Consider the following 20,102-nt stretch of genomic DNA (forward strand, 5'->3'; position numbering starts at 1 on the left):
GAAGGCCGCGATCAGATCGCGAGCGCGGTCAGCTCGGCGATGCGGGCGCGCACCAGCTCCGGTTCGCCGTCCGGCACCGCCGCCGGTTCGCGGACGTCGGCAGGCGCCGCGTCCGGCAGCACCTCCGTGGGGAGGGTGACTTCGTCGTCGCCCAGAACGATGCCCCGGTCGTTGAGCGCGGGACTGAACTTCATCAACGTCAGCCTGCCGACCGGCGCCGCGCACAGCCGCTCGATCGCCGCCGTCAGCTCGTCCGGCTGGATGAGGGGTGCCTGCGCTCCGACCACCGCCCCCCGCTCTCCCTCGGCGGGTGCGTTGTTGAAGCAGTAGCCCAGGTTCAGCACCTTGCCCGCAGCTCCGTACCGGCGCTGCACGGACAGTGCGAACGCATCGAGGAACGTGCAGGCGGCCGCGTAGTTCGCCTGTTTGATGGCCTTGAGGTAGGAGTTGATCGAGGACAGGAACAGGGCGAAATCGAGCGAGTCGCCGCCGAACACCTCCATGCACCGGACGCTCGCGTCGACCTTGCCGCGCAGCACGTCCTCGAACTGCGCCTCGCCCATCCGGGCCAGGCTCGCCCCGGAGAACACAAGGCCCGCGTGGATGACGCCGTGCACCGCGCCGAACCGTCGTACGGTCTCGTCCTTCGCCGCCCGCAGGGACGCGAGATCGGTGGCGTCGGCCCGCAGGTACAGCGGTGCGGGCCCGTGCGCGCCGGCCGCCTGCGCGATGGCGGCTTCGACGCGCGCGTCCTGCGGTCTGCGTCCGAGCCACACCACCTGGGCGCGGTAGCGGCGGATCAGGTACTCGGTGATGACCGTGCCGAGGGCGCCCGCCCCGCCGATGATGACGTACGTGCCGCCCTGCCTCAGCCGGGACACCGCGGGTGCGGCCGACCGGACAGTCAGCAGCCGCTGCTCGTGCCATCGGCCGTCGCGGTGGATGCGCAGGTTGCCGTCCGGGTCCGCGGTCAGGCCGAGCACGGCGGCGAGGGAAGGCGCGTCGTAGGCCTCGACGTCCGCCACCCGCACCCGCCAGTGCGGGTACTCCTTCGCGGTCGTCCCCGCCAGGCCGGCGACACCGGCGTGGGCCGGGTCGACGATCTCCGCCTCGTGGACGGGGTGCGCCCGCTCCGTGATCAGGGTCAGGCCCAGCGAGCGGTCGCCGTAGCCTGCGGACAGAAGGGCTTTCACCGTACGGAAGGCGTGCAGCGAGCCGTCGGCCTGGTCCGCGATGACACGCGCACCGGACCGGTCGTCCACGGCACCGGGCGCCACCCAGATCAGATGGTCGAGTTCCGGGGCCGACCGGAGAGACGTCTCCAGGTCGTCGGGCGTACCTTGTGCCGGGTCCGCGACCACGTGCGCGCCGGGAAAGCGCGCGAGGAGAACGTCCCGCGCCCGCCCCGGGGAGGCGATGATGCCCACCGATGCGGCACTCCCCGGCCATGGCGCGGATTCCGTCCGCCGCAGCGGATCCCACACCGGCATCAACGTGGCGACGCTGTCCGCCGGGCCGGTCGTCTGCTCGGCCCGGCGGCCCGCGATGCCCCGCAGGCGCAGGCACACCGTGCCGTCGTCGGCCGCCAGGTCGATGTCGATCCGGTCGGCGCCGCGCGCGTCCCCGGCACGGCGTACGAGGGCCCACATCGTGGTCGCGCCGGGGGCGAGGACTTCGGCCGACTTGATGCTGAACACCAGCCCGACCCGGTCGTCGCCGTCCAGCAGTCGCATGCACTGCATCGCCGCGTCCACCAGCGCCGGGTGCGGGACGTCGCCGCCCATGGTTCCTGACGCCGTGCCGGGCAGCCGTAGTTCGGCGAGCACCGCGTCGTCGCCGCGGTGCACCGCCACGACTCCTTGGAACGTGGGGCCGTAGTAGATGCCGCGATCCCGCCACTCGGCGTAGAACCGCTGGGGGTCGAGCGCCGTGGGCCGGAAGTCCCTGAGCAGTGCGGGCAGATCGAGCGCCTGCGCAGCCGTCGGCTCCATGGCGGACACCTCGCCCTGACAATGGAGTACGGGCTCGTCCCCGGCGGACTCCGTGGAGGACACCGTGAACCGGGTGAGCCCGCCGTCGGCGCGAAGATCCACCCGCAGTGCTCGCGGCGCTCCCGGCACCGAGAGGGGACGCAGGAAGACGACGTCGTGCAGGCGGACCGCGTCTCCCACGGTCCGCTTCGCCGCTGCCGCGGCCCACTGCAGATACACGGCCCCCGGGGCGATCCCGGTCCCCCGCACCTGATGTTCCCGCAGGTAGAACTCGTCGCCGGTGAGGACCTGCCCGTCGCGCGGCGGCTCGTCGTCCGCCTCCGCACGGACCGGCAGCGCGTAGCGTTCCCTCTCGAAGGGGTAGCCGGGCAGCGGAACACGGCGGTAGCGGCTGTCGCGGAACAACTCGGTGAAATCCGGTGCCTCACCGTCAAGGAACTGCTGGGCGAGTGCGTCCGCCCTGGAGTCTGCGCTCCGCGCCGGGACGGCCTGCCCGGAGAGCCAGGCGGTGCACCGGCTCTCCAGCTCCGCGATGTCCCGGACCACGCTCGCCCAGCGATGCCGCAGGTGCCTGCGGCCGAGCAGGAGGGTGTGGCTCACGTCGCCGACATCGAGGTCCGGGTGCTCACGGCAGTGGCGCGCGAGCCGGACGACCTGTTCGCGCAGGGCGTGCTCCGTCGCCGCTGACAGCGCGATCAGCCGGGCCCCGGCCGGCCTGGCCCGCGGCGGCGTGGGCGGCTTCGTCGGCTGCTCGACAACAGCGTGGGCGTTGGTTCCGCTCGCACCGAGCGACGTGACCGCGGCCCGCCGTCTGCCGCCCTCGGGCACGGCCCACCGCCTCGGCTCCGTGTGCACGAAGAACGGGCTGCCGGCCAACGTGACACTGGAGTTCGTCGCGGTGTGGTGGGGCAGACCGGGGATCACCTCGTGCCTCATCGCCAGCAGTGCCTTGATGACGCCGATCACGCCGGCGGCGGCCTGCGCGTGGCCGATGGAAGCCTTGGCCGAGCCGAGCGAGCAGAACCCCTCGCCGTCCGTGAAGCTGCGAAACGCGCGATCCAGCGCCCGGAATTCCACCGGATCACCGAGCCTGGTCCCGGTGCCGTGCGCCTCGACCAACCCGATCCCGGCGGGGTCGATGTCGAAGTCCTGATAGATCTGCCGGATCAGCCGTTCCTGCGAGGTCCCGTTCGGCGCGACGATCCCGTTCGTCGTGCCGTTGTGGTTGATCCCGATTCCACGGATCACGCCGTGGATGTGGTCGCCGTCCGCCTCGGCGTCCGAGAGCCGTTTGAGGATCAGCGCACCGACCCCCTCGGCGGGCACGAATCCGTCGGCCGCCTGGTCGAACGAGCGGCACCTGCCCGTCGGGGAGAGCATCCCGGCCCGCGACGCCGCCAGATAGAGCCGCGGCGAGTTCTGGACGTAGACCCCGCCAGCGATCGCCGTGGTGACCTCGCCCGCCCACAGCGCCTGACACGCCAGGTGGAGGGAGACCAACGAGCTGGAGCACGCGGTGTCGACCGCGATCGCCGGACCGTGCAGGTCCAGGTAGTACGCGATGCGGGACGGCACGAGGGAGTTCATGTTGCCCCACAGTGCCTGGCCCGGGTAGTCGGACGGACCCGTCAGATCCAGGTAGTCGCCCGCACCGCAGCCCACGTAGATACCGCACCGGTCCCGGTCGAGCGATTCGCCCGCGTGGCCCGCGTCCTCGAGCGCCCGCCACGCTTCCTGGAGGAACAGCCGCTGCTGCGGCTCCATGTAGACGGCCTCCGCACCGGAGATCCCGAAGAAGAGCGGGTCGAACTCGTCGACGCCGTCCAGGAGCCCCCCGTCCTGGCACACGCTGCCCAGTGACGCGAGGTCCCAGCGGTCCACCTTCGAGACGGCGTCCCGGCCGGAGGCCAACAGGTCCCAGAACTCGTCGGTGTCCCGGGCGCCCGGGAACCGGCCGCTCATGCCGACGATCGCGACAGGCTCCCGGCCACCGCCCGACAGCTCGGACACGGCCGACGGCACCGGTACCACCGACGGCTCGGACACCGCGGACGGCCGGCGTACGACCGACGGCTCCGGTGCCGCGGACGGCTCGGACACGGCCGAGGGCTGGGGTACGGCCGACGGCTCCAGTGCCTCGGGGGCCGCGAGGGTGGCGCCTTCCTCGTCGACGATGAAGGTCGTCAGCCGCCTGACCGACGGGTTCTCGAACAGCACGCTCGGATCGAGGTCGGTGCCCAGCGACTCGTTGAGCCGCTGCACCAGAGAGACGCCCGTGAGCGAGTCCAGTCCGTAGTCGGCGAAGGGCTTGTCGGCCGCGAGCTCATCCGCCGTCAGTTTCAGCGTTTCGGCGAGGATCCGCTCCACGGTCGCGCGGACGTGCTCCGTGAGCGAAGCGGGCTCGGCAGGCCGCGCCTCCCGGCGCGGCACGGGCGTGCCGGCGCGCGCCAGCAGCACCTGCTGACCCAGGTCACGGGCGGGCTCCGCCAGCAGTTCGACCGTGTCGAACCCGCACTCCCGCAGCACTTCGCGCCACGCGTCCGAGGACAGCGCAGGTCCGCCCTGGATGCGCCTTCCGTCCGTGAACCGCCACCACCCTTCGAGGAGCCCGAAGGTCAGATGGGACCACCAGTCGTTCCGGGCGAGCTCGTTGAGTACGAGGACTCCGCCGGGCCGCAGCAGGGCTCTGGCGTGGCGCACCGCCTGCACGATGTCCTCGGTGGCGTGCAGGACGTTGTTGGCGATGACGATGTCGTAGTCGCCCGTGGCAAGTCCCTGTGCGCCGGGCTCCCGCTCCACGTCGAAGGTCGAGAAGGCCACGTACGGCACCTGGCCGGCGAACCGCCGCTCCGCGTCGATCAGGAACGCCTTGGAAACGTCGGTATAGCAGTACTCGGCGATGTCGCGGCCCGTCAGTCGGGCGAAGACGCGCTCGCTGGTGCTGCCGGTGCCCGCTCCGATCTCCAGCAGCCGGACCCCGTGGCGGCGGCCATCCAGCTCCGCGCGCACCGCGCCGGCCGTCACGTCGTTGAAGTAGTCGGCCGTCGCGTTCCCCCGGTACGCCGGTTCGACCAGCTCGAACGAGCCGCCCGGGAACATGACCGCCGTGGCCTTCGTCCGCTCGGACAGGATCGCGGGCAGGGCCTCGATCATGCGCTCGGTCAGACCGGCCTTGGCCGCCAGCTCCCGATCGTCGGCATGGGCGTCCTTCCACGCGCGCCAGGTGCGCCACGCCTGTTCGAGACCTGGCGCGTTCTTCCCGGCCGCCACGAAATCGCCCTCGCACACGAGTTCTCCGTGGCTCAGCAGCACGCTCACCGTGCGGTCGAGCCACGGGGCGAAGGAGGGCGTGATCCTCTGCCCGAGAAGGTCACGACGGACGGGCTCGTCGAAGAGTCCCGTCGCCACGAGCTGGGCGAGCACGAGCGGGCGCGAGAGGCTGTCCATCTCGTCGGTGGCGGACCTGCGACCGGACAGGAACGTCTCGACGCCCTCGGGCCCGGCCGCGGCCACGAGCAGCGATGCCGCGTCGAGCGGGTCGGTGGACCGGGGAACCGGCACGGCGTCGAGCCCGTGCGCGTGGGTGGACCGGGGAACCGGCACCGCCTCGGCGGCAGGCCAGTACCGCTTCGCGGCGAACGGATACGTCGGCAGGCTCACCCGCATCGGCGGACGCGCGCCGTGGTAGGCGTGCCACTCGACGTCGACGCCGTTGACCCACAGGGGCGCGACCTTGTCCCACTCCCCGCGTTCGAGCCACCCGACGGCCAGGTCCCGCAGCTCCCCGGGGCGGTCGAAGAGGCCGAGCAGCTGGTCCTCGGGCCGTCGGGCGGTACCTTCGAAGACCGCTCCGCGCGCCCCGCGCCCGACGTAGTCCTGAAGAGTGGCGATCAGCCCGTCGAGGTCGTTCGCGACGAACACCACGCGTTCGGCCATCGCCCGCCGTCCGACCTGGAGCGTGTACGCGAGCGACGCCAGGTCGCCGTGCGCGTCCCGGTATCCGGGCAGGAACTCCAGAAGCTGCCGTGCGAGGACACCGAGCCGCTCCCCGTCGCGGGCCGAGAGCACCACCGCCTGGGGGCCGGGGCGTCCGGCGGCCCGCGCACCGGTCGGCGCCTGCTCCAGCACCGCGTGCGCGTTGGTGCCGCCGATCCCGAAGGAGCTCAGTCCCGCCCGCGCGGGCTCGTCGCCGTCCAGCGGCAGATTCCGGTCGGCCACGAAGAACGGTGACTCGTCCCAGTCGATCTCCGGGCTCGGCACGTCGCAGTGCAGGGTCCGCGGAACCTCTCCGTGCTGCAGGGCCAGGGCCACCTTGATGAGGCCGGCGATCCCCGCGGCAGCGTCCAGGTGGCCGATGTTGCTCTTCACCGAGCCGATGGCGCAGTACCGGCTGCGTGCCGTGTAGTGGCGGTACGCCTCGGTCAGAGCCGCGACCTCGACGGGATCGCCGAGCTTCGTGCCCGTGCCGTGCGCTTCGACGTAGCTGATGGTCGACGGGTCCGTGCCCGCCTTGTCCAGGGCCTTGCGGATCACCTCGGCCTGGCCGCGCACACCGGGCGCGTAGAACCCTGCTTTGTCGCCTCCGTCGTTGTTCACCGCGATGCCGCGGATCAGGCAGTAGACGTGGTCGCCTGCGGCGATCGCCTCGCTGGCGCGCTTGAGGAGGACCACGCCGACACCTTCACCGCCGGACATGCCGTCGGCACCGTCGGCGAACGCGCGGCTGCGCCCGTCGCTGGAGAAGTTCAGGCCCGGCTGGTGCACGTATCCCAGTTCCCCCGCGGAGAACAGGCTGGCCGCGCCGACGATCGCCTGGTCGGCATCACCGGCCAGGAGTCCCTGACAGGCGACGTGCACCGCGCTGAGCGCCGAGGAGCAGTTGGTGCTCACCGCCATGCTGGGGCCACGCAGGCCCAGCTTCGTGGAGATCATCGTGGGCACCGTGCCGCCCTGGGCGAACAGCCACGCGGCGTAGGTCTCGGAGCCGGCCAGGACCCGCGGGCCCGACGCGTTGGCCATCAGGGCCGGGAGCAGGGCCTGGTAGAAGTTGGTACTCGTGGAGGTGGTGACGCTGGTTTCGGGAACGTCCTCCGGGCGGTAGCCGGCGTCCTCCAACGCCTGCCACGCGTGCTGCAGCAGCAAGCGCGCCTGTGGGTCCATGAACTCGGCGTCGCGCGGGGAGATGTCGAAGAACGCCGCGTCGAACTCCGCCCTGCCGTCCACGACCGACCGCTGCGGCACGTATCCGGATCGGGTGATCAGCTCCTCCGGCACTCCGAGCGTGCGCAGTTCCTCGACCGACCAGGTTGTGGAGCCGCTGCGTCCTTCCACGAGCGCGGACCAGAAGGCGCGGTGGTCCATGGCTCCCGGGAACCGGCAGGAGATGCCGATCACCGCGATCGCGTCGTCGAGCGAGGCCTCGTCGGCCGCCGGAGCCGCACGGCCCGGACCGGGGCGCTGCGCGGGCTCGGCCGGCTGCGCCGCGGGGCTTGGCCCGGCAGGCAGCTGCCCCGTCAGGTGTCGGGCCATCGCCGCGACGGACGGGTGCGCGAAGACGCTGGTGGGGCGTAACGAGCAGCCGAACTCGCGGTTGATCCGCTCCACCGCTTCGATGGCCGCGAACGAGTCTCCGCCGATGTCGAAGAACCCTGCGGCACGATCGATGTCACGCGAGCCGAGCACCTCTTCGAAGATGCCGCGCACGGTCCGCTCGACGTCGAGCGCGGCCACGGGGCTGTCGGCGGCCTGGCGCGGCACGGTCCGGGCGGCCTCGGTCAGCCTGGCCCGGTCGACCTTGCCGTGCGCCGTGAGCGGAAAGGCGTCCAGGGCCACGAACGCGGCGGGCAGCATGTAGGCGGGGAGGGTCTTGGCGAGTTCCGCGCGCAGCAGTGCTGCGTCGACCGGCGCGTCCCCGTCCCCCGTGTAGTAGGCCGTGAGCCTGTCCGAGAGACCTGCGTGTTCGAGCAGGACGACACTTCGGCCGATCTCCGGGCGGGCGTCGAGCACGGCCTCGATCTCCCCGAGTTCAACACGGTGGCCGCGCAGTTTGACCTGGTTGTCCATCCGGCCCAGGACGACGATCTCGCCGTTCGGCAGTCGGCGTGCGCGGTCGCCGGTACGGTACAGCCGTCCGGGCGCGAACGGGTTGTCCAGGAAGCGCTCGGCCGTCAGCTCCGGCTTCCCGTGGTAGCCCAGGGCGACCCCCTCGCCCCCGATGTGCAGCTCCCCTGTCACTCCGACGGGCAGGGGGCACAGGTTCTGGTCGAGGACGTACAGCTGGGTGTTGGCGATGGGGCCGCCGATCGTCACCGGCTCCTTGCGGCTCAGCCGCTTGGCCGCTGACCAGATGGTCGTCTCCGTGGGCCCGTACAGGTTCCAGGCCTCGCCGCGCGCCACGAGTTGGTCCTTCAGGCCGTCCGGTAACGCCTCGCCGCCGCACAGCACCTTGACGCCCTCGGTGTTCTGCCACCCGACGCGCACCAGCATGGCCCAGGTCGCCGGAGTGCCCTGCATGATGGTGGGCCGCCAGTCGGCGACCTCCTCGGCCAGCAGGGTGGCGTCGGCGGCCGTGGCCGCATCAGCGATGCAGAGCTGCCCGCCGGTGATCAGCGGGAGGTAGAGCTCCAGGGCGGCGATGTCGAAGCTGTGCGTGGTGATGGCCAGCAGCCGGTCGTCGGACGTCACGTGCAGTGTGTCCGCCATGGCCAGCAGGAAGTTGGTGAGCGCCGCGTGCGGAACGACGACGCCCTTGGGCCTTCCCGTGCTGCCCGAGGTGTAGATGATGTAGGCGGCCGACGGGGTCGGCGCGTCGGCGGTCGTCCGCTCCGCCGCCCTGGCCCGGGTGGCCTGATCGCCCGGGCGGTCCGTCGGGTACAGTCTCGCCCCCGGTATCCCCGCGGCGGCCAGCCTGTCCATCACCGCCTCCTGGCAGACGACGAGTTGCGCGCCGCTGTCCTCGACCATGTAGGAGAGGCGTTCGGCCGGCAGTCGGCCGTCCAGGGGCAGGTACACCGCGCCGAGCCTCATGACCGCGAGGAGGGCCACGACCAGGTCGGGTGACCGCTCGTAGCAGACCCCTACGACGTCCCCGGAGCGGACGCCCTGACGCGCCAGGGCCTGGGCCAGCGCCGAGCTGCGGTCCGCGAGTTCGCGGTAGGTGAGCGTCCGCTCCCCGCAGGTGACCGCCGGGGCGCTGGGGTTCGTCTCCGCCTGCTCGGCGAAGAGATCCCAGCACGTGCGATGCGTGGGAAAGTCGGCCTCGGTGCGGTTCCACGCCTCGGTGACGAGGCGCCGTTCCTCGTCACCGAGCAGGTTCAGCCGGTCTGTCGGCGCCTGCCCGTCCGAGTCGAGGATGCTGTCCACCAGGGTGGCGAAGTGCCGGGCCATGCCCGCGACGGCGTCGGCCGAGAAGGCGTCGGGGTGGTACTTCCAGTTCACCAGGAACCCGTCACCGGGAGCCACGTCCACCGTGAGGTCGTACTCACCCAGCTGGTACAGCCCGTCGACGAGCTCGAAGTCTCTCTCGCCGGTGGCGCGGGCCCGCTCGCCCAGGTATCCGGAGAGAGCGGAATCCTGGTAGTTGTACACGACCTGGTAAAGGGGCGACCGAGGGTTCACGCCCCGGGCACCGAGATCGTCCACGATCCGGTGGAACGGGTAGCTCCCGTGCTCCAGGACTTCGAGCACCGTGGACTGTACGCGCCGGGCGAACGACGTGAACTCCTCGTGGGCGTCCGGCCTGCTCCGGACGGGCAGCGTGTTGACGAAACAGCCGACGACCGGGTCGAAGTGCTCCGTCGGGCGCCCGGCCACCGGCATCCCGATGACGAGGTCCTCGCTTCCGGTGTACCGGTGCAGCAGCGTCAGGAAGGCCGCCAGGAAGAAGATCCCCGGGCTGATCCCGTGGGAAGCGGTGAAGGCCGCGACGGCGGCGGCCCGCTCGTGCGGCAGCCGACTGGTGTACACCTCGCCCACGTGAGGCGCGTCCGGCGCCAGAGCCACCTGCGAGGGCAACCCGGTGAGGACCTCCGCGCCGGCGAGCTCCCGCGCCCAGAAATCCCGGTCCACCTCGGCGCGTCGACCGGCGAGTGCGTCCCGCTCCCAGGCGACGAACTCACCGAACGAGGCGGAGCCCGCCTCGATCGGCACGTCCCGCCCCTCGGCCCGCGCCCGGTACGAACGGAACAGCGTGTCGATGACGAGACGCCCGGACACCCCGTCGATCACCAGGTGATGGACGACCAGCAGAACGTACGCCTCGGACGGGGAGCGACGCAGGACAGCCAGCCTGGTCAAGGGACCACCGGCCAGGTCGAACGGCTGCCTCGCCCTTTCCTTCAGGAAGTCCAGCACCCGGTCGGACGGCACATCGGAGATGTCCACGTACGAGACGGAGAATCCGTCCGCGTCCATGGGGGACAGAAACGGCCCGTCGTCCGTCTCACGCACCGCGGCCGAGAGAAGCGGATGCCGGGACAACGTGTCGCGGAACGCCGCCTGAAGCGCCTCCGCGTCCACGTCCGCAGACGAGAAGCACACGGGAACGTTGTACGCGTACGTCTCCGGCTCCATCTTGGCAAGCGCCCACAGACCGCGCTGTCCCTCGGAGAGAGGAGTGTCCACGCGTCTGCCGAGTTCGGCCAGCACCTCCGTCGTCGACACCTTGCCGTCGGCGTACATGCGGGCGAGCGCGTGAAGGCTCATGCCGGATTCCTTCCTGTCACGCCACCGGACGACTCGGGACGGTCCGACCGCTTCAACACGCTCACCAGCGCGTCGGCCACGTCGTTCGACCAGCCGTCGGGGGTACGGGCGCAAGGGCGGATCGAGCCGACATCGGCGCGGCTCACCGGGGTGCCGCGGTCAGGGCACGAGCCGGGGCCTGCGCGCAGCGAACAGCAGGTACCCACGGATGTGCCCTCGGTGTCATGGAACTCAGTATGTCTCGCGGACCGTTGCGTGTTCATACGTTTGTTCCACTGTGAAGCACGTCACTTTCGCCGCGCCCCCGACGGGCGGCAGGACCGCTCGGCAGGGGGCGACCTGGGGTCCTCCAGGGCCGGTCCCGCTTCGCGGGAGGCCGCCCACACGGCCTCCTCCGCCCCGGGTCAGCAGCTGACGCGTGCCGGTGCCGGCCAGCCTGCGGCCAGGGCGGCGGAGCGGCCGCTCCCGGCCGATCCGGTCAGCGTCCAGGTGAGGGGGCCGTCACCCTCTCGGCGGCCTCGGCGGCGATCCTGTCGAACTGGGCGCCCATCGCGGCGGCGAGGGCCTGGGCGGCGGAGAGCGGCCGGACCATGACGGTGAAGTCGTCGATCCTGCCCGCCTCGTCGAAGTGGAGGAAGTCGCAGCCCTGGATCTGCCGCCCGTCCACAGTCGCCGTGAAGACGAAGGCGTGGTCACGGCCGTCCGGGTTCGCGATCTCCCGGACGTAGGTGAAGTCCTCGAAGACCCGCATCACACCGCGCAGGATCGCAGCGGTGATCTCCTTGCCCGAGTACGGCTTGAAGGCGACGGGGCTGGTGAAAACGACGTTCTCGGCGAGGAGCGCCTCGATGGCGACCTCGTCTCGGTTCTCGACGGCCTGGCGGAACGGGTGCACGACATCTCCTGTACTCAATTAGTTGACTAGACACTTCGGAGATTAGGTTCGCGCCGTGGAGGTTGTCCATCCCTCTGCGCAAAGGCCAGCGGACAGTAGTCATATCGATGACTATTCAACAATGCGATACTCTGCTTCCATGGCACTACGCAACGCTGTGATGGCCGCGCTCCTTGAAGGAGAGGCGTCCGGCTACGACCTGGCCAAGGGCTTCGACGCCTCCGTCGCCAACTTCTGGATGGCCGCCCCGCAGCAGCTCTACCGGGAGCTCGACCGCATGGAGCGCGAGGGGCTCATCACCGCACGGGTCGTCGAGCAGGAGCGCCGGCCGAACAAGCGGCTCTTCTCGCTCACCACGGCCGGCATGGCAGCCGTACGCGGCTACGTCGCCGAACCACCGGGCAAACCGACGACCATCCGCGATGAACTCCTGGTCAAGGTGCAGTGCGCGGACGTCGGCGACATCGCAGCGGTACGAGCGGCGATCACCGAGCGCATGGAGTGGGCCGCCGCCAAGCTCGCCCGGTACGAACGGCTCCGGGAGCGCCTCCTCAAAGGACGCACAGAGGACGAGTACTGCGCGCAGGCCGAACGGATCGGGCCGTACCTGACGCTGCTGCGCGGCATGGGCTTCGAGCGGGAGAACCTCCAGTGGGGCCAGACCGCGCTCCGCATCCTCGAACGGCGCACCGCCTCAGTCCGTGATCAGGACCCCGCCACATCGCAGACCTGACTCTTCGGACCACCGTCTTCCCGCCCCCGACTCACCGAACAGAGGCCGCACCGTGCCCGGAGCACACGCGACCCCCTTCTGGCGGTACGTGGCCCTCGGCGACAGCCGGACCGAGGGCGTCGGCGACCCTCGGCCCGACGGCCGGCCGGCAGGCCCGACGCCTCCGCCGAGCTGCGCTGGGCGGAGGCGTCCCACGGCCCCTGGGTCGCCCCCCGGCTGCGCGGCCGGTCCTCGGGCGACGGCCGCACCGCCAAGCGCCCGTACCTCACGCCTACCGTCGCCGAACCCGCCCGGGAATCGTGACCTCGGCAGGCCGGCACAGCGCTGTCACCAATATTCTTGGTCGGCGTCAGGCAACGTTCCTGACCAGTGCTGATGCCAACTGGGTTCAGCTCCTGTCGGTACGTGTCAGAGAGATGTTTGGCATTTCGGTACAGCGCGGGTAGCCGGGTGTTGCACCGGGGGCGCGGGGCCAGGTGCCCTCCGGGCGGACGGCTCCCGCGTGTCCACCACCCGGGGGGAATCTCCTGGCACGCGGACGTATTCCGCCCGGGTTCCGTCGATGGTGTGCCCGAGCACCCAGCCCCCTCCACCCCGGCACTGTCCGTAGCGAGCTTCCCGGCAGAAGCGGCACCTCCCGCAGGTGGAGATCGAGGAGCGGCGCACCGCGCAAGTGCCCTCACGGGCCGCGGGATCGACCGACTCCAGGGTTGGAGACGGACCCGCCCACTCCGTCGATCACCGGATCACTCGTCACGCAGCCCGTCCCGGAGCACGACCGGCGAGCGGCTGCTGCCGGCTTCCAGGATTCGCCCCGGCCGTCCGCATCGGCCAAGGACCATCGGGCCCGCCGGGGGCCCGCTCGGCCCTGCCCCGTGCCGCGCGGGACTGACAACAATGACGTCAACTCGCATGGACCCGCCCGGGGGTACCACGGGACGCCGACGCTCCGGCTCCCGCCGCCACCTCCCGAATGCCTGGACATGACGGGCCGACGAGTGCAAGGCGTACTCGGAATCGGGATCCGATCGGCGATGGACAGGGTGATGGCGTGGATGTCAACGAGGGGCTGCTGCCTGGTGTCGGGCTGCGCTACGAGTTCGCCAACCGTGACGGTGACCGGATCGGCGTGGTGGCCCGCCGCTCGGGCGACTTCGAGCTGGTGGTCCACGAGGGCGCCGACCCTGACGAGGCGCGGGCCGCGCTTTCGGCTCCCAGCGTCCCCCGATGCCTCACCGCTGCCGGGGAAGTGCCGGTAAGGCTCCGCCCCTTCACGCCAAGGCCAGAGCCGGGTGGTGTTCTCCTACAGAGAACCCGACCGGCTCGTAGACACCACCCGACCAGTCAGAACATTAGCGGCATATGCGAGAAATGGTCATGATGAGTGTTGTTCGTGCAGAGCCTCAGGGCGAGGCCTCCGGAGCTCCCGGACGAGACGGCGGTTCCACGCGTGACGCGCATCACGGGCTGAGCGCCCATGAGGTGGTGCTGCTCCTGGAGAGCGATAGCGATCGCGGCCTCAGCGAGGAGGAGGTCGCACGGCGCCTTGAGCTGTTCGGCCCCAACGTGCTGCCCTCGACCGCGGGCGCCGGTCTGCTGCGACGGGTCCTGCGCCAGTTCCACCACCCGCTGCTCTACGTCCTGCTGGTCGCGGGTGCGATCACGACGGCGCTGGGTGAGTACGTCGACTCGGCGGTGATCTTCGGCGTGGTGCTGGTGAACGCGCTGGTCGGGTTCGTGCAGGAATCGAAGGCCGAGGCCGCGCTGGAGGGGCTGCGGGCGATGGTGCGTACGACGGCCACGGTCGTACGCGGCGGCCGCAGACGACAAGTCCCTTCCGGCGAGCTGGTTCCCGGGGACCTGGTGCTGGTGGAGGCCGGCGAGAAGGTACCGGCCGATGTCCGGCTGCTCCGGCAGACCGAGCTGCGTGTGGACGAGTCGGCGCTGACGGGGGAGTCCGTCCCGGTGCCGAAGGACGAGGTGGTGCTGAACGCGCGGACCCCCGTCGCCGACCGGCGCAACATGCTGCACTCCGGGACGCTGGTGATCGCCGGGCAGGGGGCGGGGATCACTGTGGCCACCGGTACGGAGACCGAGCTGGGGCAGATTCACCGTCTGGTGGGGGCGGCCCGGATGCTGGCGACACCGCTGACCGCCAAGCTCGCCGCCTTCAGCAAGTTCCTGACGGTGGTGATCCTGGCGCTGGCCGCGGCGACCTTCGCGATCGGCGTGGTCCGCGGGCAGGATGCGGTGCAGACGTTCACGGCCGCCGTCGCCCTGGCGGTCGGTGCGATTCCCGAGGGGCTTCCGGCAGCCGTCACGATCACGCTGGCCATCGGCGTGGCTCGGATGGCCAGGCGCCGGGCCGTGGTCCGCAGGATGCCGGCCGTGGAGACGCTCGGCAGCACCACCGTCATCTGCTCCGACAAGACCGGCACGCTGACCGAGAACCAGATGACCGTGCGGGCGGTGTGGACACCCGATGGCGCCTTCGACGTGACCGGCTCCGGATACGACCCCGACGGTGTGCTGCGCGACACGGCCGGCGCGGTGGTCAGCGCCGACGCGAACCGTGCCCTTGGGTGGTGCCTGCTGGCCGGCGCCGCCTGCAACGACGCAGTCCTCGTCCGCAAGAACGGCCGATGGGACCTGTTGGGCGACCCGACCGAGGGCGCCATGCGGGTCGTGGCCGACAAGGGGCGCCTGAACGCGGTGGACGTGGCCCAACGCTATCCGCGCGCCGAGACGATCCCTTTCAGCTCCGACCGGCAGTACATGGCCACCCTCCACCGCGACACCGACACCGCCGGCCACCTGGTCCTGGCGAAGGGCGCCACTGAACGGATCCTCACTCTGTGCACGGGGCAGATGGCCGCTGACGGCAGTGTCCGACCGCTGGACCCCGCCGCCGTCATGGCAGCCGCCGAGCGCCTGGCCGCCGACGGTCTCCGGGTCCTGGCCACCGCCGCTCTGCCGTCCGCGGACCCGGGCGCCTTCACCGAGCACCAGCTGCCCGGCACCCTGGTCCTCACCGGGTTGCAGGCCATGCTCGACCCGCCCCGTCCGGCCGCGACCGCCGCGGTGAGCGCCTGCCACACCGCGGGCATCACCGTCAAAATGATCACAGGCGACCACGCGGGCACCGCCTCCGCCATCGCCGGCCGCATCGGACTGCTGACCGGTCCGGGCCCGCGCGAGGGCGACGTCCTCACCGGGACTGACCTGACGGCGCTGCCCGACCGGGAATACCCCGAGGCCGTCGACCGGGCCCGCGTCTTCGCCCGGGTCTCGCCCGAGCAGAAACTCCGGCTCGTCCAGGCCCTGCAGGAGCGCGGGCAGGTGGTGGCCATGACCGGCGACGGCGTCAACGACGCCCCCGCCCTGCGCCAGGCCAACATCGGCATCGCCATGGGCCGCGGCGGCACCGAGGTCGCCAAGGACGCCGCCGACATGGTCCTCACCGACGACGACTTCGCCACCGTCGAAGCCGCCGTCGAAGAAGGACGCGGCGTCTTCGACAACCTCACCAAGTTCATCGTCTGGACCCTGCCGACCAACATGGGCGAGGGCCTCGTCATCCTCATGGCCATCCTGCTCGGCTCCACGCTGCCGATCCTGCCCACCCAGATCCTGTGGATCAACATGACCACCGCCGTGGCCCTCGGCCTGATGCTCGCCTTCGAACCCAAAGAGCCGGGCATCATGACCAGGCCGCCCCGCGACCCGGCCCGCCCCCTGCTCACCGGCGCCCTCGTCGTCCGCATCCTGCTGGTCTCCGCCCTGCTCGTCGCCGGCGCCTGGTGGCTGTTCACCTGGGAACGCAACGCCGGCGCGACCCTGCCCGAGGCCCGCACCGCAGCCGTGAACCTGTTCGTCACCGTCGAGACGTTCTACCTCTTCAGCTGCCGTTCCCTGACCCGCTCCGCCTGGCGCCTCGGCCTGCTCGGCAACCGGTGGATCATCGGCGGCGTTCTCGCCCAGACCGCCGGACAGCTCGCCCTCACCTACCTGCCGGCCATGAACCACCTCTTCCAGACCGCCCCCATCAGCGGTGCGGCCTGGCTGAGGATCCTCGCCCTTGCCGTACTCGCCGCCGTCGTGGTCGCCATCGACAAGCGCCTGCGGCGCCACCTCATGTGACCCCGAACCTCCGGTCGGCCGGGCCTGCCGTCCACCACCCGGGGGACTGCCCAGTCGCCCTGAGCGGGGCACCCCGGATCCGGGCCCCTCCGCCCCAGCATCACCGTGGCAGTCAACACATCACGCACGACCCGCCACCCGTCAACCGCCCAAGCCTCACCACCTGGAACCCGCCATGGACAATTTCTCACTCGCCCTCATCGCCCTGGGGGTCTGGATCTCCATCGGCCTCGCCACCGCCTGGTGGATGGCCCGCAAGGGATTCCGCCACCCGGGTTGGTCGTTCATGGGGATCATCTTCGGACCGATCCTGGCCCTCGCCGCCAGCGAGCGCACTCAACTGCACCGCCTCGGACCGCTCGCTCACACAGAAGTCGGCCCGCCCGGCCCGGGCGGCCTGCGCGTACTGGTGGGCGTGGACGGTTCCCCGCAATCCCTGGCCGCGCTGGACCAGGCCGCCAACCTCCTGGGGCCCTACGCGCAGGCCCTCGTCGCCGTCGAGGTGGTCGGCTACGACACGCCCGACAGTGAAACGGACTCGAGTGTCACCGCGGCGAAGAACCACCTGAAAGCCGCCGCCGAGCGCGCCGCCGGGCGGGTGACGCACTGCGACATCATCTCCGGGCCACCCGCGCAGGCGCTGATGACCTACGCCAGGGAACAAGACGTCGACCTCATCGTCGTCGGCACCCACGGACGCGGCCTGTCCCGCCGCCTCCTCGGCAACGTGGCCCAGCAACTGGTGCGTCAACAGAGCGTGCCGGTCCTCGTCATCGGCGAGCGGCGTACGCCCGTCGGTGAAACCGCCTAGAGGAAACACGCCAGCCGGTGCTCGACCGGGGCCTGCGGGTACCTCTCCCGATGACCCGCCAGTGCCTCGGAGAGCAGCCGCTCCTCGGCCCCGGCGAGCACGCCCGGTACGCCTGCGTATGGTTCGGCGGTGTCCTGCGGCCGAGGCACGGGGGGCGTTCCACGCGGTCCAGGCACGCAGGGCGAGGACATCGGCGCCGGGTCGTGACGCGGGCGACGGGGTCGCGTTGATCAGGTGGTCCGCCAGGACTGCTGATCGCCGAGGTGACCCGTCGGCCGTACGCCACGGTTTCGCGCCGCCCGGTCTGACGACGCTCTCCCGCGTGTTCGCTGTCGCCGCGGGCCCCTTCGCGCCTGGCCATCCGGGCGAGCTGACGGAGGTCGTGCCGTTCGAACTCGTCGAAGTCGCCGGGCCGCGCGTTCGGCTTCGTTCTTCGGCGCGAGCACCACCAGGAATCCGGAGGGGCCGGGGCGGGGATATGCCGTCAGCGCTTCACCGCGCGCAGGACCACGAACTTCGGGTCCCCCGCCACCGTGGTGCAGTTGCCGAAGATCCGGCGCAGATGCGTGTGGTACGAGAGGTGCCGGTTGCCCACCACCCAGAGTTCGCCGCCCTGCCGCAGCGCCGTCCGCGCACCGACGAACATCGTGCGGGCGGTGGCGTCGGTGGTCGCCAGGTGGGAGTGGAACGGGGGGTTGTTGAGCACCAGGTCCATGGAGCCGGGGGCCAGGTCCGCGAGTCCGTCGCCGACCAGGAAGTCCGCCTTCGCCCCGTCCGGCGCGCCCAGGCGGAACGTCTCCTCGGCGGAGGCGACGGCTCCGTAGGACTCGTCCACGAAGGTGAGGTGCGCGTCGGGGTTCGCGAGCGCGGCGGAGAGACCGAGGACGCCGTTGCCGCAGCCCAGGTCGGCGATCCGGACCGGCCCGGACCGGGTGGGCAGGTGCTTGAGGAAGAAGCGGGTGCCGATGTCCAGCCGGTCGGCGCAGAAGATCCCGGCATGGTTGACGGCGGTGCGCCCCGAGGCGGGGCCGATGCCGGTGGGGAGTTCGTAGCGGTACGGCCACGGGTTCGGGGTGCGCCGCGGAGCGAGGTCCGGGTCGGGCGTGGTGAAGATGAGCCGCGCCTTCCGTACCGCCAGGGACGTACGGGTCGGCCCGATGATGCGCTCGAAGAGCTTGAGGGTGGAGGTGTGGATCTCCTTGACCATGCCGGTCCCGATGACCACGGTGCCCGCGTGGACGGCGGGGGCGATCCGGTGGAGCTGGTCCTCCAGGAACGCCAGGGACTTCGGCACCCGTACGAGCAGGACGTCGATCCGGTCCGGAGGAGTGTCGCGCGAGGACAGCAGCGTCACGGCGTCGGCGTCCAGGCCGTTGCGCTCGAGGTTGGCCAGGGTGGCCCGCCGGGCCAGGTAGGAGTCGCTGATCTGGACGGGCCGGTGGGCGGCGAGCGCGGTGGCCAGGGCACCCCACCGGTCCCCCACGACGGCGACCGTACCCGAGAGGTCGACGGGCCCGGCCTCGGCGTCCGTCAGCTGCCGGAGCAGGTATTCGTCGGATGCGTCCCAGGCCCGGAAGGGGTCGCTCGGGTGCTCGGGGAAGCGGGCCAGCTCGAAAGTGCCCTGTGAGGTCGTCAGACGGTTCATATGCCACTCAGGCTAACCGAGGGAAACCGGGGGCGCCCCACACGCTCCCCGGCCCCTCGGCCACAGCGCCCCGGCGGCCGGTCCACCGGGTTCCCGCCGACGCCGCTCCGGGGTTCCCGCCAGGGCCGCTGGAGGGCTCCCGGCGGGCCCGTCCGTCCCGGTCTCCCGGAGGACCTGTCCGTCCTGAATTCTCCTGCGGGGCGGTGCGCTCCCTCAGGGCAGCTGCCTGTCGAGGGCGGAGCGCCCCTCGTCGGCCAGCCTGCGCCGCGCCCACTCCAGGGTCTCGGGCGTCACGTCCCGCCCGGAGGAGAGCACCAGGTCCTCCGCGCTCGGCCGGTCGCTCCCGCCGGTGTGCAGGAGCCGGTCCGGGGTGATGCCCGACGCCTGGGGCGCGGGCGCGGTCACGGATTCGGGGTCTTCGCTCATGCCGCCTCCTCCTCGTCCTTGTGCCGCAATTCTCGCCCCGTACGGGCCTGGCCGCATCCGAGGGGCCCAGCGCCCGGTGCGCCACCCGGGAGAGTGAACCCGTCATTGGGCCGGACGAGGAGTGGGCAGGACCGGAGCGTCGTTTCTCATCTCTTGAGGCGGTGCCCATGCTCCACGGCGTCGACGTCAGCGCCTACCAGCCCTCCTACGACACGGACGGCCTCGACTTCGTCTTCATCAAGTCCACCGAGGGCCGCAGCTATGTCAATCCACGTCTCGACGCCCAGGCGAAACGGGCCCGGGACGCCGAGTGCGTCGTCGGCTTCTACCACTTCCTCTGGCCGGGGGACATCGAGGACCAGGTGGCGTACTTCCTCGGCAGGACCCCGGAGAAGGAGGGCGACCTGCTCGCCGTCGACTGGGAACAGACCGGCGGCGGGACGCGCGCGAGCAGCGCGGAGAAGGACCGCTTCCTGCGCGCGGTGAAGCGGGATCGGCCCGGCCACCGGGTCCTCCTCTACTGCAACCGGGCCTTCTGGCGCACCCACGACACCAGCGGCTACGCGGGCGACGGGCTCTGGATCGCCGACTACGTCTCCCCCGGAAAGCCCCGGATCGAGGCGTCCTGGCGGATCCACCAGTACACCGACGACCCCCTGGACAGAAACGTCGCCGACTTCGGCTCGGTCCAGGCCCTGCGCGACTGGGCCGCCGGCTAGCCGTACCCGCCGGACAGCCGCTCGACCGTGCCCCTGGAG

10 protein-coding genes and 1 pseudogene are annotated in these 20,102 nt (G+C 71.3%); 5 read left to right on the forward strand and 6 right to left on the reverse strand.

Features of this window, described 5'->3' with window-relative positions; translation table 11 throughout:
- Positions 1–11 precede the first annotated feature (11 nt).
- Positions 12–10,694 (reverse strand): amino acid adenylation domain-containing protein, encoded by a 10,683-nt coding sequence (locus AC0682_RS25840; RefSeq protein WP_478535398.1) that lies wholly within the window; start codon positions 10,692–10,694, stop codon positions 12–14.
- 478 nt (positions 10,695–11,172) lie between these two features.
- On the reverse strand, positions 11,173–11,589 hold the full coding sequence (locus AC0682_RS25845) for a nuclear transport factor 2 family protein (protein ID WP_478535400.1): 417 nt from the start codon (positions 11,587–11,589) through the stop codon (positions 11,173–11,175).
- Between the two features lie 139 nt (positions 11,590–11,728).
- Between AC0682_RS25845 and AC0682_RS25850 the strand changes: the two genes are divergently transcribed.
- On the forward strand, positions 11,729–12,322 hold the full coding sequence (locus AC0682_RS25850; protein ID WP_478535402.1) for a PadR family transcriptional regulator: 594 nt from the start codon (positions 11,729–11,731) through the stop codon (positions 12,320–12,322).
- A gap of 528 nt (positions 12,323–12,850) precedes the next feature.
- Here AC0682_RS25850 and AC0682_RS25855 read toward each other — a convergent pair.
- A pseudogene (locus tag AC0682_RS25855) lies at positions 12,851–12,979 on the reverse strand (alcohol dehydrogenase); the annotation flags it as partial.
- 316 nt (positions 12,980–13,295) lie between these two features.
- On the opposite strand from AC0682_RS25855, the gene AC0682_RS25860 reads away from it, so the two are divergent.
- From AC0682_RS25860 to AC0682_RS25870, 3 genes are all read left to right on the forward strand, one after another.
- Entirely contained in the window at positions 13,296–13,703 is a 408-nt protein-coding gene (locus AC0682_RS25860; RefSeq protein ID WP_478535404.1) for a cation:proton antiporter regulatory subunit, read from the forward strand.
- Positions 13,700–16,462, forward strand: a complete 2,763-nt coding sequence (locus tag AC0682_RS25865) for an HAD-IC family P-type ATPase (RefSeq protein ID WP_478535405.1) — start codon at positions 13,700–13,702, stop codon at positions 16,460–16,462. Before AC0682_RS25860 ends, AC0682_RS25865 begins: the two co-directional genes overlap by 4 nt.
- Before the next feature lie 175 nt (positions 16,463–16,637).
- Positions 16,638–17,273 carry a universal stress protein gene (locus tag AC0682_RS25870; protein ID WP_478535406.1) on the forward strand — a complete coding sequence of 212 codons (636 nt, stop codon included), beginning with the start codon at positions 16,638–16,640 and terminating at the stop codon, positions 17,271–17,273.
- On the opposite strand, the gene AC0682_RS25875 is transcribed toward AC0682_RS25870, so the two are convergent.
- From AC0682_RS25875 to AC0682_RS25885, 3 genes are all read right to left on the reverse strand, one after another.
- Entirely contained in the window at positions 17,270–17,422 is a 153-nt protein-coding gene (locus AC0682_RS25875) for a hypothetical protein (RefSeq protein ID WP_478535408.1), read from the reverse strand. The genes AC0682_RS25870 and AC0682_RS25875 overlap by 4 nt on opposite strands.
- Positions 17,423–17,757: 335 nt before the next feature.
- A complete protein-coding gene (locus AC0682_RS25880; protein WP_478535409.1) occupies positions 17,758–18,918 on the reverse strand; it encodes a methyltransferase in 1,161 nt (386 codons plus the stop codon).
- 213 nt (positions 18,919–19,131) lie between these two features.
- The gene (locus tag AC0682_RS25885; protein WP_478535411.1) at positions 19,132–19,344 is read right to left on the reverse strand and encodes a hypothetical protein; all 213 of its coding nucleotides are present in this window, start codon (positions 19,342–19,344) and stop codon (positions 19,132–19,134) included.
- A 167-nt stretch (positions 19,345–19,511) separates the two neighbouring features.
- Between AC0682_RS25885 and AC0682_RS25890 the strand changes: the two genes are divergently transcribed.
- Positions 19,512–20,063, forward strand: coding sequence for a GH25 family lysozyme (locus AC0682_RS25890; protein ID WP_478535412.1), 552 nt, complete (start codon positions 19,512–19,514; stop codon positions 20,061–20,063).
- The last annotated feature ends 39 nt before the right edge of the window (positions 20,064–20,102 follow it).

Source organism: Streptomyces sp. NPDC043746 (assembly GCF_056436485.1).

Bases quoted from the DNA above. Each gene is read 5' to 3' on its own strand.
- AC0682_RS25885 (WP_478535411.1), bottom strand. From the start codon at position 19,344: ATGAGCGAAGACCCCGAATCCGTGACCGCGCCCGCGCCCCAGGCGTCG.
- AC0682_RS25880 (WP_478535409.1), bottom strand. From the start codon at position 18,918: ATGAACCGTCTGACGACCTCACAGGGCACTTTCGAGCTGGCCCGCTTC.
- AC0682_RS25840 (WP_478535398.1), bottom strand. From the start codon at position 10,694: ATGAGCCTTCACGCGCTCGCCCGCATGTACGCCGACGGCAAGGTGTCG.
- AC0682_RS25850 (WP_478535402.1), top strand. From the start codon at position 11,729: ATGGCACTACGCAACGCTGTGATGGCCGCGCTCCTTGAAGGAGAGGCG.
- AC0682_RS25870 (WP_478535406.1), top strand. From the start codon at position 16,638: ATGGACAATTTCTCACTCGCCCTCATCGCCCTGGGGGTCTGGATCTCC.
- AC0682_RS25865 (WP_478535405.1), top strand. From the start codon at position 13,700: ATGATGAGTGTTGTTCGTGCAGAGCCTCAGGGCGAGGCCTCCGGAGCT.
- AC0682_RS25890 (WP_478535412.1), top strand. From the start codon at position 19,512: ATGCTCCACGGCGTCGACGTCAGCGCCTACCAGCCCTCCTACGACACG.
- AC0682_RS25860 (WP_478535404.1), top strand. From the start codon at position 13,296: ATGCCTGGACATGACGGGCCGACGAGTGCAAGGCGTACTCGGAATCGG.